Source organism: Actinoplanes sp. NPDC051859 (genome assembly GCF_044452725.1).
In the GTDB taxonomy this organism is placed as follows: Bacteria; Actinomycetota; Actinomycetes; order Mycobacteriales; family Micromonosporaceae; genus Actinoplanes.
In genome coordinates this window covers 17,005-32,919 of sequence record NZ_JBITBX010000004.1, presented here as the reverse complement: position 1 = coordinate 32,919, position 15,915 = coordinate 17,005, and the positions used below count along the sequence as shown (strand labels likewise).

Here is a 15,915-nt window from a genome sequence, read left to right as displayed (position 1 = left end):
GTCACAGCTGGTACGGCAACTCCGCGATGTGGTGGTCGACCAGTTCCCGGGTCGGCGCCCACACTTCGTACACACCGCGTTCGTAGCAGCGGGCGCCGACGGCCGCCACCGCATCCGCGTCGGGGTGGGTCAGGCGCAGCCGGGACCAGCTGTCGTCGCGTTGCAGCACCCAGGCCGGGACGGCACGCCAGTGGGCGTGTTCGGTGCGGCGGGACAAGGAGTCGACTGTGTAGCGGGCGGCGCGGGTCAGTGCGCGCACCCGAAACTCCTCGGGCGGGTCGGCGACGGCCGGGTACTCCTGGTCGTTGATCCGGCCGATGAGCCGGGCTGCGCCGGCGTCGGTGCAGGGCAGGTATTCGCGGTCCGGGCTGACCCCCGGGACGCCTTCGAGCAGGTGCCGCCAGCGCGGGCCGGCCAGGCGCAGCCAGCCGTGCTGCTCGGGCTGGTAGGTGTAGAGCACGACCTCGTCGCCGGTGCCGGGATAGGCCAGGAGCTGGGCGTTTGCCGGCATCGGCAGGTCGGCGAAGCCCGCCGTGACGAACTCCGGGATCAGGTCGTCGGTGCTCGGCGTGAAGCCGGTGCCGAGCACCATCGCGCCGAGCCGGGAGTGTGCCGGCAGGGCGGGCAGGCCAGCCTGTGTAGCGCCCATCGGGATCTCGAAGTCGCTGCGGTCGGTGGCGCGCCAGCGCAGGGCGTAGGCGACCGGCTCGGCACCGGAGCCGTCCGTGCGCAACAGGGCAAGCTCGGCGGGCGACCGCAGGTGGGCGATGTCGCAGGCGCGGTAACAGAACCCGTACGGGAGCCAACCGGCCAGATGGCCGGCGAGCTGGGCCGCGGACAACACCTTGACCATCCGGGTGCCGCGCTGCACTGCGGCAGTGGCGCGAATGCGCTGCAAGAGGGGGTCGTGCTGGTGACCGACCGACTGGGTCATGGCCTGCACCTGGGCCCAGGAGAGGTCACGACGCAGCGGCGCCAGCAGGGGCGGCTCGAGCGGGTCGCTGTCGATGGCGGCCTCCGCACCGGTCACGGTCACGCACGCACGCTAGGCGTGGTGTGTTGCTGCTGAATGAACGCCGGGTTATCCACAGCTGTGAAGAACGCTCGCGACCGTTTGTGTGATGCTGGACAGCGATGAACACGCAGCCTTCCGAGTCCCGCAAACAGCGCTCCGCCCGTCGCTCCGGGGAGTTCCCGCCACCGCCCGAGCCGCTGGCCGTGCCGGTTTTCGACAGCCACACCCACCTCGACATCACCGTGCACGAGGCGGGCGTTCCCGAGGCTGGCGGCGATCCGGTCGAGGCGCTGATCACCGCCGCCGCCAAGTCCGGAGTGGACCGCCTCGTGCAGGTGGGCGTCGACGTGGCATCCTCGCGCTGGGGCGCGGAGCTCGCCGCCCGCCACCCCGCGGTCCTTGCCACGGTCGCGCTGCACCCCAACGAGGCGCCGACCCTCGCGGACCTCGACGAAGCCCTCCGCGAGATCGAGACTCTGGCCGCCGAGCCGCGGGTGCGTGGCCTGGGCGAAACCGGCCTGGACACTTTCCGTACGGGTGCAGCCGGCCGTCCCGCCCAGGAGCGCAGCTTCCGCGCCCACATCGCCATCGCCAAGCGCTACGGCAAACCACTGATCATCCACGACCGGGACGCCCACGCCGACGTGCTGCGTGTGCTCGACGAGGAGGGCGCACCGGACGTCGTGGTGCTGCACTGCTTCTCCGGCGACGCCGAGTTCGCAGCCGAGTGCGTGCGCCGGGGCTACCTGCTCAGCTTCGCGGGCACGGTCACTTTCGCGAGTGCGGCCCAGTTGCGGGCGGCCGCGGCGTTGACCCCACCGGACCAGCTGCTCGTCGAGACCGACGCGCCCTACCTGACTCCGGTGCCGTTCCGCGGGCGGCCGAACGCGTCATACCTGATCCCGGTGACCGTCCGAGCGCTTGCCGAGATCACCGGGCACGACCTCGACACACTGTGCGCGGCGATCTCCGCCAACGGCGACCGAATCTTCGGCCCCTGGCGCTGAGCCACGCCCGTCGGCGCCGGCGGGGTCAGGACGGGAGGGGGTAGGCGGCGCAGTCCAGGCGTTCGCCGAGGCCGCCGAGGAGTTTGGCGAATGCGGTCGGGGCGGCGTTGACCGGTCCGCGGGAGACGAAGCGGACCGCCCACCGGTTGCCCTGGGCGACGTTGAAGATGCGGTGGACGACCAGGGAGCCGCGCTCGTCCGGTTCGATGCTGGTGACGCCGCGGTACCACCATTCGCCCTGCTGGGCGACCGAGCGACCGGCTCGGTCGATGGTCACCGTCATGATGCTGCCGTCCCGGGTGACAGTGAACTCGTCACCCATGGCCGGCTTGGCCGCGCCCGTTGCCGCGATCGGTGACTGCCCGCCCGGGCGCGCATCGAGCAGCACGGCAGCGACCTCGTCGGGGGTGGCTTCGACCACGCCGCGCAGTTCGAGCAGCTCCGTCATGCCCCTGGTTGTACTCCCCTCACGCATCTTGTCGCTGCCCCGTGACCGACCGTCACGCGAACGGCGCCCGCATTGCCCGGGAACGCGGCAAACAGAGTTTCCCGCGGGCTGCGTGCCGGCTGCCGGGGTGGCATCCGGGGTGCCGTTGTCGCCGTGGGTCGGGGATGAGAAGTGGCTGTGGGAGATCCGGGCCATGGTGGCTGTGCAGGCGCGCCGTAGGCTATGGCGTCATGGCTGAAGCACTGCTCGGCCCGGCGGAGATCCGGGAGCTCGCCGCGCGCCTCGGGGTCGCGCCGACGAAGAAGCTCGGCCAGAACTTTGTGCACGATCCCAACACGGTGCGTCGGATCGTCGGGGCGGCCGGGCTCGTGGCCGAGGACGTGGTGCTGGAGGTTGGGCCGGGCCTGGGCTCGCTCACCCTGGGACTGGTAGGTGCCGCCGCGCACGTCCACGCCGTGGAGATCGATCCGGTGCTGGCCGCGGCGCTGCCGGAGACGGTGGCGGGACGGGCCGATGCGACGCGGCTGACCGTGCATCCGGCCGACGCGCTCAAGGTCAGCGCCGACCTGTTTCAGCCCGCGCCGACGATGCTCGTGGCGAACCTGCCCTACAACGTGGCCGTACCCGTCGTGCTGCACCTGTTGGCGACCCTGCCGACGCTGCGGGGCGGGCTGGTCATGGTGCAGAAGGAGGTCGCCGACCGGTTGGTCGCCGGGCCGGGTTCCAAGGTTTACGGCGTGCCCTCGGTCAAGCTCGCCTGGTATGCGGAGGCGCGCGCGGCGGGACGGGTGCCCCCGGCGGTTTTCTGGCCGGTGCCCAACGTCGACTCCGGTCTGGTCGCCTTTCATCGTCGTGAGCAGGCCTTCGACGTGCCTCGACGGGTCGTCTTCCAGGTCGTCGACGCGGCGTTCGCGCAGCGGCGAAAGACCTTGCGTGCTGCGCTGGCGGGCTGGGCCGGTGGGGCCGCCGCGGCGGAACGCATGCTCCGGGAAGCGGAGATCGACCCCCAGACCAGAGGCGAGGCGTTGACCGTACGGGAGTTCGCCGCGCTCGCGGCTGCCGGGATCTCCCTGGGGTACGGCGGTAAGCTCAGCGCAACCGGCGGGCGGCACGGGGAGGCGGACTGATGACGGCAGCGTTCACCCGGGATTCCGCTCCGTGACGGAGGCTTGGGGACCGGACGACGACAAGCCGCGCCGGATGGCCGGTCCGGTCCGGGTCCGGGTCCCAGCGAAGATCAATCTGCATCTCGGGGTCGGTCCGCTGCGCGCCGACGGGTTCCACGAGCTGAGCACCGTCTACCACGCGATCAGCCTGTTCGACGAGCTGACCGCGCGCCGCGGCGACACCCTCGCGCTGACGATGGAGGGCGAAGGCGCCGGCGAGCTGGAGCTGGATGAGAGCAACCTGATCATCCGGGCGGCTCGGGCGTTGGCCCAGAAAGCTCGGGTGCCGGCCCACGCCCGGCTGCACCTGCGCAAGACCATTCCGCTGGCCGGTGGCCTCGCCGGGGGCAGCGCTGACGCCGCCGCGACCCTGCTCGCCTGTGACCTGCTGTGGGGCACCGGCTACAGCAAGGAGGAGCTGGCGGAGATCGGCGCCGAGCTCGGCTCGGACGTCCCCTTCCTGCTGCACGGCGGTACGGCGTTGGGCACCGGCCACGGCGAGGCGATCAGCCCGATCCTGGCTCGCCCGACCACCTGGCACTGGGTCGTGGCGATCGCCGACGGCGGCCTGTCCACCCCGGCGGTCTACCGCGAACTGGACCGCCTGCGCGACAGCCCGTGGCCGCCGACCCCGTTGGAGAGCGCCGACGAGCTGATGGCCGCCCTGCGCCAGCGCAAGCCGGAAGTCCTCGGCGCCGCCCTTGCCAACGACCTCCAGCCCGCCGCGCTGTCCCTGCGCCCAGCCCTGTCGGATGTGCTGAAGGCTGGCTACGACGCGGGTGCGATCACCGGCCTCGTCTCCGGCTCCGGCCCCACCTGCGTCTTCCTGTGCGCGGACGCCCGCCACGCCGAGGAAGTGGCGAGCCAGCTGGCCGGCTCCGACGTCTGCCGCACCGCGGTCACCGCCCGCGGCCCGATGCCCGGCGCGCGCGCGGTCTGAGGTCCGCCAGTCTGACCGCCGGCGCCGGCGCCCTGCGGCGTCGTGGCCCGCAGGGGCCGCTGCGTCGGGCTTGTCGCCCGTCAAGGTAGGCTGGTGGGCATCGTGGCCAACATTGTCAATCTCGACCGGGTCAACAAGGGCTACGGCGCCGCCGGTCAGCTGCTCACCGACGTCTCTCTCGGGCTGGACGACGACGCCCGGGTCGGCATCGTCGGTCTCAACGGTGCCGGTAAGTCCACCCTGCTGCGGATGCTCGCGAAGTTCGAAGAGCCTGATTCCGGCCGGGTCACCCACCGCCGTGACCTGCGGGTCGCCGCCCTACCGCAGACCTTCGCCCTGGCCGCTGAGGCCACCGTCCGCGACGTCGTGCTGGGCACCGCCTGGCTGGCCGAGGGGATGGGCGCCGAGCACGAGTGGGCCGGTGACGCCGGGGTTCGCGAGATCCTCGACGGGCTCGGCATGGGCCATCTCGGCCTGGACACGCCGGTGGGGCCGATGTCAGGTGGCGAGCGCCGCCGGGTCGCCCTTGCCGCGCTGCTGGTGCGCGAGTCGGATCTGCTGATCCTGGACGAGCCCACCAACCATCTCGACGTGGCCGGTGTCGACTGGCTCGCCCGCTATCTGCTGGGCCGCCGGGGTGCGCTGGTGGTCGTCACGCACGACCGCTGGTTCCTCGACGCTGTCTGCACGGCCACCTGGGAAGTGGTGGACGAGCAGGTCCATACGTACGAGGGTGGCTATGCGGCCTGGACCCTCGCCCGAGCCGAGCGGCAGCGGGTGGCCGCGTCCGTGGAGGCTCGGCGGCAGAACCTGCTGCGCAAGGAGATCGCCTGGCTGCGTCGGGGACCGCCGGCGCGTACCTCGAAGCCGCAGTTCCGGATCGACGCGGCGAACGCGCTGATCGCGGACGTGCCGCCGGTGCGCGACAAGGTCAGCCTGCAGCGGCTCGCGACGACGCGGCTCGGCAAGCAGGTGTACGACCTGGAGAACGTCCGGCTCGATGCCGGCCCCAAGTCGATTTTCGCCGAGTTGACCTGGCAGGTCGGCCCGGGTGACCGGATTGCGATCCTCGGCGCGAACGGTGCGGGCAAGACCACGCTGTTGCGCCTGCTCGCCGGGGTGACAAAGCCGGACGGCGGACGCCTGGTGACGGGTTCGACCGTTCGCCCGGCGTTCCTGTCCCAGGAGCTCAAGGAGCTGCCGGGGCACCTGCGGCTGCTGGAGGCCGTCGAGGAGGTGGCCAAGCGGGTCAAGCTCGGCGACCGCGAGTTGTCGGCGGGCCAGCTGGCCGAGGTGTTCGGCTTCACCGACAAGCGCATCTGGACCCCGGTGAGCGACCTTTCCGGCGGTGAGCGACGCCGGTTGCAGCTGTTGCGCCTGCTCGCCACCGAGCCGAATGTGCTGCTGCTCGACGAGCCGACAAACGACCTCGACACCGACACGTTGGCCTCGCTGGAGGACCTGCTCGACTCCTGGCCGGGCACGATGGTGGTGGCCAGCCACGACCGCTACCTGGTCGAACGGGTGACCGACACGGCGTACGGAATGTTTGGCGACGGTCGGTTGGTGCACCTGCCCGGTGGGATCGACGAGTATCTCGCGCGGGCGGCCGGCATGCCGGCAGCGTCGGTCGCCGGGCCGGACGGGACACGGGCGGCCGAGGGTGCCACGACCAGTGGCATGTCGGCGGCCGAGCTGCGGACCGCGAAGAAGGACCTCAGCCGGCTCGAGCGGCAGCTGACGAAGCTCGACGATCGCGTCACGAAGATCAACGAGGGCCTGGCTACGCACGGCAGCGACTACGACAAGATCATGGAGCTGGACGCTCAGCTCAAGGCCGTGCAGGCGGAGCGCGCCCAGGTCGAGGAGGCCTGGCTGGAGCTCGCCGAGCAGGTGGGCGACGCCTGATCCGGGGGTGCTCCCGCATCCGCGACAGGGATGCGCGAGAATCCTCCAAGACCCATACCGACGTTGGAGACGGACACCATGGCGCACATTCCGGTCAATCACCCGCTGCGGCCGATCTACCGCGCCCTGGGCGCGCTGACCGGGGTCTACCTCATCCTCTTCGGGATCGTGGGCATCATCGTCACCTCGGGCGACGGCATGTTCGGCAACGGCGGTGACCGTGTGCTGGGTCAGCACGCCAACCTGTTCTGGTCGATCTGCTCGCTGCTGATCGGTGCGATCGTGGTGCTCTCCGTCGTGATCGGGCGCAACTCCGACGTCGAGGTCGCGAAGTACTTCGGCTGGGGCCTGCTGGTGGTCGGCAGCTACGCGCTCGCCGTGATCCGCACCGATGCCAACTTCCTCGACTTCAGCGTCTCGACGGTCGTGGTCACCTACCTGGTGGGCACCGTGCTGATCATGGTCAGCCTGTACTGCAAGGTCGCTCCGGCCGCGCAGACCGGGGAGCCGCGCCAGGTGCGGCAGGCCAAGGCGACCCAGAACGCCTGATGGCTCACTACCCCCTCAATCACCATCTCCGTCAGACCTACCGCACGCTTGCCGGCGCCTCCGGGGCGTACCTGACGCTGTGGGGTGCGCTCGGCATTGCGGCGACGTGGGGAGATCCCTTCTTCCACCGCGGCGCCGACTGGGTGCTGGGGATGCGCGTGAACTCAGCCGGCGCATGGCTGGGCTTGCTGCTCGGTGTCGCGGTGCTGGCCGCCGTGGTGCGCGGCGGCAACGTGCACCACCACGTCAACCTGGTCCTCGGCTACGTCCTGATGGGCGTCGCGATGGTGCTGCTCGCACTGATCCAGACCGACGCCAACGTCCTCAACATCTCGATGGTCAACGTCATCGTGCTGTCGCTGCTCGGGGTCGTAATCCTGACTGCCGCGCTCTACGGCAAGGTCGGCGACGACGAGGCCGCCCACACGGAGAACGAACGGGCGCACCGACCGGCCTGAGCACCGGGGTGCCGCCCGCTCGCAGCAGGCTCAGCGGGTCTTGCGGGTCAGCAAGGTCGGCTTCGCTTCCAGGTTCGACAGGCCGTTCCAGGCCAGGTTGATCAGGTGGGCGGCGACCATCTCCTTCTTCGGTCGACGGGCTTCCGGCCACCATTGGCCGACCAGGGCGACCATGCCCACCAGCGCCTGTGAGTAGAGCTCGGCGAACCGGGGTTCCAACCCACGGGACCGGAACTCCGCCGCGAGGATGTGCTCGACCTGATGCGCCACGTCGTTCATCACGCTGGAGAAGTTGCCCGCCGGGTGCAGGAGCGGTGACTCGCGGACCAGCACCCGGAAGCCGTGCGGTTCGCCCTCGATGTAGTCCAGCAGCGCGAGGGCGGCCTGTTCCAGCAGCTCGCGGGGGTGGCCGGCGGTCAGGGCGGTGGTGACCCGGTCGAGCAGGGCGCGCACCTCCCGGTCGACGACCACGGCGTACAGGCCTTCCTTGCCACCGAAGTGCTCGTAAACGACCGGTTTGGACACCTTGGCGCGGGAGGCCACCTCTTCCACGGAGGTGCCGTCGAAGCCGCGTTCGGCGAACAGTTGACGGCCGATGCTGATCAGTTGTTCGCGTCGTTGTGCCGCGGACATGCGTACGCGGGAAGAGGAGGGCGTGCCCGCAGCCCGGCTCGCGGCCGCGGCTGGACGCACGCGGCGGCCGCGGGGGTGGTTGCTGGTGTCGCTCTGCTCAGTCACCCGGCCATCCTGCCAGGACTGCCCGGTTCCCACCCGGTTCCGCGGAAGGGGTGGGGTGCCGCAGGACCGGTCAGGTCTCGCGGGGATCTCGGCAGCCCGAGACCGCGAATTGTTAACAACTTACGCTTACGTTGGCGTAGGTTGTGGCCTTTTTTACGGGGGTCTGTCGGCCCGCTCCGAGCGCTTGCCGCGCTCACCATGATCACTGTACGGATTGCGACGGGTGCCCTCCGCGATGGCCCGAAGATCCTGCTGAAGCACCCTGTGATCGTTCTCAACGCGGTAGGTGGACGTGCGGTGAACGCGGAAAACTGCACCTTGTCCATCGAGAAGGTGTAACGCCGCTGTAACTCCAAGTCGATAACGTGCGCTCCGAGCAACATTCATGTATCGACATTCTTCTTTCCTCCACCCCCCTTGCATGCCTGTGCGACCGTGTTCGAACCACATGGCGGGAGTCCGATGAAGACAGTGCGACAGTCGAGGTCACTGGTGTTGGCCGTCAGCGGGGGCGCCGGTCTGGAGCCCAGCCCGCACCAGGTCACCGCCGCGGCGCGGGCCGGTGGCATCGGCATTGTGGATCTGGGCCACGGTGACGCCTGGAACATGCGCGTCCTGGCACAGACAGTGCGCCGCGCCGGGTCCGGCATCGGAGTGCGAGTGGGCTCGTCGTGCGCGGCCACAGCAGACGAACTGCACCGGATCGGCGGCGCGGCCGTCGAATTGGTGATCGTGGCAGCGGATGCCGGCTGGGACATCGCAGCGCTCGCCGACCGCTACCGCGTTTATGTCGAAGTAGTCGATTTTGCCGAGGCGCAGGCCGCCGCAGCCGCCGGGGCGCACGGCCTCGTCGCCCGCGGCATGGAATCCGGCGGCCGGGTCGGCGAGCTCAGCTCCTTCGTGCTCCTGCAGCGCCTCGTCGACGTCGGGCTGCCGGTCTGGGTCGCTGGCGGGATCGGGCCACACACCGCGGCGGCCTGCGTCGTGGGCGGTGCCGCGGGTGTCGTGCTGGACACCCAGCTCGGGCTGCTCCCTGAGTCCACATTGTCCGATCAACACCTTTCGCTGCTGCGCCGGATGGACGGCACCGAAACAGTCCAGCGCGACGGCCTCCGCGGCGTCGACAGCGGCGGCGTGCTGCTGCCCATCGGCCAGGACGGCTGGCTCGCCGCCGACTTCGCCAAGCGCTGGGCGGACACCGCCACCGCCGTACGCGGCATCCGGGACGCGATCCTGACCGCGCTCGACCACGCCGAGGCGGGCGAAGCGCTGAGCCCCGGCGCCCCGCTGGCCCGTACGCTCGGGGTTGATCTTCCCGTCGCACAGGGTCCGATGACCCGGGTGAGCGACGTGGCCGGCTTCGCCAAATCCGTGGCGGACGGCGGTGCCCTGCCGTTCATCGCGTTGGCCCTCGCCAACGCCGAGCAGAGCCGCCGGATGCTGACCGAGGCCGCCGCCGCCCTCGGCGACCGACCGTGGGGCGTGGGCGTGCTCGGCTTCGCCCCCGAACACCTGCGCGCCGCCCAGATCGAAGTCATCCGGGAAATCCGGCCCGCCGTGGCGATCATCGCCGGCGGCCGGCCCGCCCAGGCCAAGGGCCTCGAAGCGGACGGCATCAGTTCCTTCCTGCACGTGCCGTCGCCCGGGCTGCTGCGGCAGTTCCTGCAGGCCGGCTCGCGCAAGTTCATCTTCGAAGGCGCCGAATGCGGCGGCCACGTCGGCCCCCGCGCCAGCTTCCCGCTGTGGGAGGCACAGCTCGGGGTACTCGAGGAATTCCTGACGGGCAAGCCCGACAGCACGGCCGCCGAGCTGCAGATCTTCTTCGCCGGCGGCATCCACGACGAGCGGTCCTCCGCGATGGTGGCGGCGATGGTGGGTCCGCTCACCCGCCGCGGTGCCCAGGCCGGCGTGCTGATGGGTACGGCGTACCTCTTCACCGCCGAAGCCGTCACCCACGGCGCGATCCAACCGCTGTTCCAGCAGCAGGCGATCGCGGCCACGCGCACGGCCCTGCTGGAGACCGCGCCCGGTCACGCGACCCGTTGCCTGCAATCGGGCTTCGTGGACGACTTCCACAGCCTGCGCGACCAGCTCGAAGGCGCGGGCGTGGAAAACCGCGTCGTCTGGGAACAGCTCGAAATGCTCAACGTCGGCCGGCTCCGCATCGCCAGCAAGGGCATCACCCGCGACGGCGACCAGCTGGTGACCGTCGACGAGGCCACCCAGGAAGCCGAAGGCCTGTTCATGGCCGGCCAGGTCGCCGTGCTGCGCGACGCCGCCACCACCATCGCGGGGCTGCACGGCCAGGTCACCTCGGCCGCCGCGGCCCTGCACACCGACCGGGTCACGGAGCTGCGCGCCGACCTCGGCCTGGACCCGGTGCTGGAGGCTGAGGTCGCCGACCCGCTGGACATTGCGATCGTCGGCATGGCCTGCGTATTCCCCGGATCGCCCGACCTGCCCGCCTTCTGGGAGACCGTGCTCAGCGGCGCCGACAAGGTGGGCGAAATTCCCGCGCACCGCTGGGACGTGGACACCTACTACGCCCCGGAGGTCGGCCCCGGGCAGACCGGCCGGATCACCGTCTCCAAGTGGGGCGGCTTCATCGACCCCGTGCCGTTCGACGCCATCAAATACGGCATCCCGCCCGCCGCGCTGGCGAGCATCGACCCCACCCAGCTGCTCGCCCTGGAAATCTCGCACCGGGCGCTGACCGACGCCGGGTACGCGTACGACTCGGGGCACGACCACGGCCGTACCGGTGTGGTGTTCGGCGCCGAGGCCGGCAGCGACATGAGTCAGACGCAAACCCTGCGCACGCTGCTGCCCGGCTACCTCGGCGAGCTGCCCGAACAGCTGGAAGGCCTGCTGCCTACGGTCACCGAGGACACGTTCCCCGGCGTGTTGGCGAACGTCATCGCGGGCCGCGTCGCCAACCGACTCGACCTGGGCGGCCCGAACTACACGGTGGACGCTGCCTGCGCGTCGTCGCTGGCCGCCATGGACTCCGCCTGTAAAGAGCTGATCGCGGGCGACAGCGACCTGATGATCTGCGGCGGCGCCGACCTGCACAACGGCATCAACGACTACCTGATGTTCACCTCGGCCCACGCGCTCTCGCCCACCGGGCGCTGCCGCACCTTCGACAGCACCGGCGACGGCATCGCGCTGGGCGAAGGCGTAGCCGCGGTGGTCCTCAAGCGACTCGCCGACGCCGAACGCGATGGCGACCGCGTGTACGCCGTCATCAAGGGGCTCGGCGGCGCCAGCGACGGCCGTGCGCTGGGCCTGACCGCTCCACGCGCCGAAGGCCAGCGTCGGGCGCTCGACCGGGCGTACCACGGGGCAGGGATCTCGCCGCGCGAAGTGGGCCTGGTCGAGGCACACGGGACGGGGACGGTCGTCGGCGACCGTACCGAGCTGGAGACGTTGACCAAGTTGTTCACCGAGTCCGGGGCTGAGCCCGGCGGCGCGGTGCTCGGCTCGGTCAAGTCGCAGATCGGTCACACCAAGTGCGCCGCGGGCATGGCCGGCGTCATCAAGGCCGCCCTCGCCCTGCACACCGGCGTGCGCCCCCCGACCATCGGGTTGTCCCGGCCCAACCCGGCCTGGAACCCCGACACCAGCCCGTTCGCCTTCCACACCGAGACCCGGCCCTGGGCGGCACCCGCCGCCGAGCGGATCGCCGGGGTCAGCGCGTTCGGCTTCGGCGGCACCAACTTCCACGTGGTCCTGAGCGCGCACGCCGCCACCGCCGACCCGCGGCACACCCGCCAGGAATGGCCCGCCGAGCTGTTCCTCTTCCGCGGCGCGACGGTGGAGGCCGCCCGGCGCGGCGTCACCAAACTGCTGGACAAGCTGCCCGGGAGCACCAGCCTGCGCGAGCTCGCCGCGACCGCCTCCCGCGAGTCGGACCCGCGTACCGGGCCGGTGCGCATCGCCCTCGTCGCCGCCGACGTGGACGACCTGGCCGGGTTGCTGCGTCGGGCGCTGAACGGCGACCACGACCCGCGCAAGGGGCTGATCCAGCCACCGGCCAGCACCGAGCCGGGCAAGGTGGCGTTCCTCTTCCCCGGCCAGGGCAGCCAGAAGCCCGGTGCGCTGGCCGACCTGTTCATCGCCTTCCCCGAGCTGCGCGAATACCTCGAGCTCGGCCGGGACTGGGCCGACCTGCTGTTCCCGCCGACCGCGTTCGACACCGACACCGAACAAGCCCAGGCCGATCGGGTACGCGACACGCGCGTCGCCCAGCCCGTCCTCGGCATCGGCGGACTCGCCGCCGACCACGTGCTGCGCCGCCTCGGCGTACGCCCGGACATGACCGGCGGGCACAGCTACGGCGAACTGGTCGCCCTGTGCACCGCGGGCGCCTTCGACCCGGCCACCCTGCTCGACCTGAGCCGGGAGCGGGCCGCCGCCATCCTCGCGGCCGCCGGCGACGACCCGGGCACCATGGCCGCCGTCAGTGGCACCGCGGAGCAGGTCCGGGCGGCGTTGGCCGCAGCTGGGCTGGACCGCGAGGTCGTGGTCGCCAACCACAACGCACCCACCCAGGTGGTCATCTCCGGCCCCACCGAGGCGGTCGGCCGGGCGACGGCCGCGTTGAAGGAAGCCGGACTGCGCGGCCGGGCCATCCCGGTCGCCGCCGCCTTCCACAGCCCGGTCGTGGCCCAGGGAGCAGTGGCCTTCGCCGACGTCCTGGCCGGCCGGGACATCGCCGCGCCCACCCTGCCGGTCTGGTCCAACCACACCGCCGAGCCGTACCCGGCGGACGCCGCCGCGGTCCGGGCCGGCCTGTCTGCCCAGATCGGCGCCCCGGTCCGTTTCGTCGAACAGATCGAAGCGATGTACGCCGCCGGCGCCCGTACCTTCGTCGAGGCTGGCCCCGGCCAGGTCCTCGGCAAACTCGTCGACGCGGTCCTCGGCGACCGCCCGCACCTGGTCGTCACCGTCGACGGCCGTCCCGGCCAGGGCCTGCGCGCGCTGCTCACCGCCGCCGCCGAGCTGGCCTGCGCGGGCGTGGGAGTGCAGACCGGCTGGCTCTTCGCCGGCCGTGACACCACCGGCCCGGCCGCGCCGGCTGCCAACCGTCCCACCTGGACCGTGGACGGTCAGGCCGTACGAGACCGCTCCGGACAGTGCCTGCCCGGGGGGATGACACCCGCCCGGCGCATCGAGATCGAGGAGTTCACGATGACCGCAGCGCAGGGCCCGGACGGCGCCCGCGACGACCGCAGCGAACTGGTCAGCGAGTTCCTGCGGACGAGCCGGGACCTGATCGCGACCCAACGTGACGTGCTGCTGGCGTACCTGGGGGAGGGCGCTGGTGGCCGCCTGGTGTGGCAGAGCGACGCCGCCCCCGCCCAGGCCATGATTCCCGCCCAGCCGATGCCGCAGGCAGCGGTGCTGCCCGCGGCGATGGCCGCCCCGGTCTCGCCCGGCCCTGGCACCACCCTCACCGTGCACTACCCCACGATCGCGGAGACGGAGGCCGTCCTCGCCCCGGCGCAGCCCGGCCTGGACGTGCAGGGTGCCGTGCTCGCGGTGATCAGTGAGCGGACCGGTTACCCGGAAGAGCTGATCGAGCTGGACCTGGACCTGGAAGCTGACCTCAGCGTCGACTCGATCAAGCGGGCCGAGGTCGCGGGCGAGGTCGCGACCCGGCTCGGCCTGAGCGTCGAGGGCGACGAGTCCGAGCTGGAGGAGCTGGTGAAGGCCCGGACGGTCCGGGCCATGGTGGGCTGGCTCGACACCCGCATCAACTCGGCACCGGCGATTGCCGTCGCTGCCGTCGCGACGACGACCACCACCGCCGCAGGATCCACCACGGTGGCGATGTCGGTCGCGGTGATTGACGTGCAGGGTGCCGTGCTCGCGGTGATCAGTGAGCGGACCGGTTACCCGGAAGAGCTGATCGAGCTGGACCTGGACCTGGAAGCTGACCTCAGCGTCGACTCGATCAAGCGGGCCGAGGTGGCCGGCGAGGTCGCCAACAAGCTCGGCCTCAGCGTCGAGGGCGACGAGTCCGAGCTGGAAGAACTGGTGAAGGCTCGGACCGTTCGGGCCATGGTGGGCTGGCTCGACGCGAAGATCAACGCGCCGGCTGCCGGGCTCACTGCGCCGGTTGCCGCTCCCGCCGTCGCCAGTGTCGCCGAGTCTGCCGGGGCCACGGTGTCGGTCGGGGCGGCTGTGCAGGCTGGGCCCGTCGCCGAGATCGAGGCGCCGGCTCGGGTCGGGATCGCGCCGCAGCGGCTGATCTCCCGCCTGGAGCCGGCGACTGCCGCCGGGACGGGCACCGACCTTGCGGGCGCCCGGTTCCTGATCACCGGCGGTGGCGCGACCGGGGTTCGGCTCGCCGAGCTGCTCGCCGACGCGGGTGCGAGCGGAGTCAGCGGCTCCACCGCTGACGACCCGACCGGCATGGACGGCATCGTGCTCCTGGACGGGCTGGGCGAGGACGGCAGCCCCCTGCTGCCTGACGCGTTCGGCTTCCTCAAGCAGGCGCTCGCTGCCGGGCCGCGCTGGCTGATCGCCGCCGGACCGGAAGCAGGCAGTGCGCGTACCGACGGCATGACTGGCCTGTTTCGTACGATCGCCCGGGAGTATCCGGAGACGGTGGCCCGCTATGTCGAAGTGAGCGCCGCAGCGTCCGCTGACGACCTGGCACAGGGCCTGGTCGAGGAACTGCACGAGGCCGCCACCGCGCCGGTCGTCTACCGCCGGGCCGACGGCCGACACATCGGGCAGCTCACCGAGGCGGGGCTGGGCATGCTGGCGGACGGGGGCGCCGGACCGGCCGGGGACGGCACCGCCGAAGCTCGGGCGATCGGCCTCGACACCGACTCGGTGGTCGTCCTGATCGGTGGGGCGCGGGGCATCACCCCGTGGTTCGCGCGGACCGTCGCGAACGCCTCCCGGTGCCGGATCGAGCTGGTGGGGCGTACGCCGCTGCCGCAGACCGACGAGGACCCGGAACTGGCAGCCGCCGCGGACAAGGCGGCGCTGCGCGCGGCACTGGCCCGGCGGGGCATGCGCTCACCCGCCGACATCGACCGCACCGCGTCGGCGATCCTGGCCGCCCGCGAGGTCAACGCCACCGTCGCGGAGCTGACCGAGCTCGGCGCCCACGTGCGCTACCACTCGCTCGACGTGCGCGACGACGAGGCAACCCGACGCCTGGTCAAGCAGATCCACGACGAGTACGGCCGCATCGACGGCCTGGTCTACGCGGCCGGGATCATCGAGGACAGGCTGATCGGCGACAAGGACCCGGCCTCGTTCGAGCGGGTGTTCCGCACCAAGGTCGACGGCGCCCGGTCGGTGCTCGACGCCCTGGACGGCTGTGGGGCCGCGCCGAAATTCGTGGTCATGTTCGGCAGCATCGCGGCGGCGTACGGCAACCGGGGCCAGAGCGACTATGCCGCGGCCAACGACGCGCTGGACGCGATGGGCACCCGCTGGTCGCAGGACTCGGGCCACCGTGCGGTGACCGTGCACTGGGGACCCTGGGCGCCGGTCGGTGCACACGGCGGCATGGTCACCCCCGAGCTGACCGCCGAGTACGCCCGCCGCGGCATCGGCCTGATCGACCCGGAGGAGGGCGCGCTGAGCCTGCTGCGTGAACTCGCCTGGGGCGACCCGGTGCAGACCTCGGTCGTGCTGACCGCTTCGGGCTGGTAGGGGCGG

Annotated in this window: 10 protein-coding genes; 7 read left to right on the top strand and 3 right to left on the bottom strand. The window is 71.5% G+C overall.

Annotation, left to right across the window (positions count from 1 at the left end):
- Position 1: 1 nt before the first annotated feature.
- Positions 2-1,036 (bottom strand): hypothetical protein, encoded by a 1,035-nt coding sequence (locus ACIA1L_RS11020; RefSeq protein ID WP_396072492.1) that lies wholly within the window; start codon positions 1,034-1,036, stop codon positions 2-4.
- Positions 1,037-1,134: 98 nt separating this feature from the next.
- Here ACIA1L_RS11020 and ACIA1L_RS11015 point away from each other — a divergent pair, with 98 nt between their 5' ends.
- Positions 1,135-2,022: a TatD family hydrolase gene (locus ACIA1L_RS11015; protein WP_396072491.1), complete on the top strand. Its 888-nt coding sequence runs from the start codon at positions 1,135-1,137 to the stop codon at positions 2,020-2,022.
- Between the two features lie 25 nt (positions 2,023-2,047).
- On the opposite strand, the gene ACIA1L_RS11010 is transcribed toward ACIA1L_RS11015, so the two are convergent.
- Positions 2,048-2,470, bottom strand: a complete 423-nt coding sequence (locus ACIA1L_RS11010) for a hypothetical protein (RefSeq protein WP_396072490.1) — start codon at positions 2,468-2,470, stop codon at positions 2,048-2,050.
- Between the two features lie 230 nt (positions 2,471-2,700).
- Here ACIA1L_RS11010 and rsmA point away from each other — a divergent pair, with 230 nt between their 5' ends.
- The 5 genes from rsmA (at position 2,701) to ACIA1L_RS10985 (ending at position 7,491) form a co-directional block, all read left to right on the top strand.
- On the top strand, positions 2,701-3,597 hold the full coding sequence (gene rsmA / locus ACIA1L_RS11005) for a 16S rRNA (adenine(1518)-N(6)/adenine(1519)-N(6))-dimethyltransferase RsmA (RefSeq protein WP_396072489.1): 897 nt from the start codon (positions 2,701-2,703) through the stop codon (positions 3,595-3,597).
- Between the two features lie 31 nt (positions 3,598-3,628).
- Positions 3,629-4,576: a 4-(cytidine 5'-diphospho)-2-C-methyl-D-erythritol kinase gene (locus ACIA1L_RS11000; RefSeq protein ID WP_396072488.1), complete on the top strand. Its 948-nt coding sequence runs from the start codon at positions 3,629-3,631 to the stop codon at positions 4,574-4,576.
- Between the two features lie 102 nt (positions 4,577-4,678).
- The gene (locus ACIA1L_RS10995; RefSeq protein ID WP_396073037.1) at positions 4,679-6,484 is read left to right on the top strand and encodes an ABC-F family ATP-binding cassette domain-containing protein; all 1,806 of its coding nucleotides are present in this window, start codon (positions 4,679-4,681) and stop codon (positions 6,482-6,484) included.
- 78 nt (positions 6,485-6,562) lie between these two features.
- A complete protein-coding gene (locus tag ACIA1L_RS10990) occupies positions 6,563-7,033 on the top strand; it encodes a DUF4383 domain-containing protein (protein ID WP_396072487.1) in 471 nt (156 codons plus the stop codon).
- Entirely contained in the window at positions 7,033-7,491 is a 459-nt protein-coding gene (locus ACIA1L_RS10985) for a DUF4383 domain-containing protein (RefSeq protein ID WP_396072486.1), read from the top strand. Before ACIA1L_RS10990 ends, ACIA1L_RS10985 begins: the two co-directional genes overlap by 1 nt.
- 30 nt (positions 7,492-7,521) lie before the next feature.
- On the opposite strand, the gene ACIA1L_RS10980 is transcribed toward ACIA1L_RS10985, so the two are convergent.
- The gene (locus ACIA1L_RS10980; protein ID WP_396073036.1) at positions 7,522-8,124 is read right to left on the bottom strand and encodes a TetR family transcriptional regulator; all 603 of its coding nucleotides are present in this window, start codon (positions 8,122-8,124) and stop codon (positions 7,522-7,524) included.
- Positions 8,125-8,691: 567 nt separating this feature from the next.
- Here ACIA1L_RS10980 and ACIA1L_RS10975 point away from each other — a divergent pair.
- Positions 8,692-15,909, top strand: a complete 7,218-nt coding sequence (locus ACIA1L_RS10975) for an SDR family NAD(P)-dependent oxidoreductase (RefSeq protein WP_396072485.1) — start codon at positions 8,692-8,694, stop codon at positions 15,907-15,909.
- Positions 15,910-15,915: the final 6 nt, after the last annotated feature.

What these genes read in the sequence shown, in the direction of transcription:
- ACIA1L_RS11015 (WP_396072491.1), top strand. Translation starts at nt 1,135, where the DNA reads ATGAACACGCAGCCTTCCGAGTCCCGCAAACAGCGCTCCGCCCGTCGC.
- ACIA1L_RS11010 (WP_396072490.1), bottom strand. Translation starts at nt 2,470, where the DNA reads ATGACGGAGCTGCTCGAACTGCGCGGCGTGGTCGAAGCCACCCCCGAC.
- rsmA (WP_396072489.1), top strand. Translation starts at nt 2,701, where the DNA reads ATGGCTGAAGCACTGCTCGGCCCGGCGGAGATCCGGGAGCTCGCCGCG.
- ACIA1L_RS10990 (WP_396072487.1), top strand. Translation starts at nt 6,563, where the DNA reads ATGGCGCACATTCCGGTCAATCACCCGCTGCGGCCGATCTACCGCGCC.
- ACIA1L_RS10985 (WP_396072486.1), top strand. Translation starts at nt 7,033, where the DNA reads ATGGCTCACTACCCCCTCAATCACCATCTCCGTCAGACCTACCGCACG.
- ACIA1L_RS10980 (WP_396073036.1), bottom strand. Translation starts at nt 8,124, where the DNA reads ATGTCCGCGGCACAACGACGCGAACAACTGATCAGCATCGGCCGTCAA.
- ACIA1L_RS10975 (WP_396072485.1), top strand. Translation starts at nt 8,692, where the DNA reads ATGAAGACAGTGCGACAGTCGAGGTCACTGGTGTTGGCCGTCAGCGGG.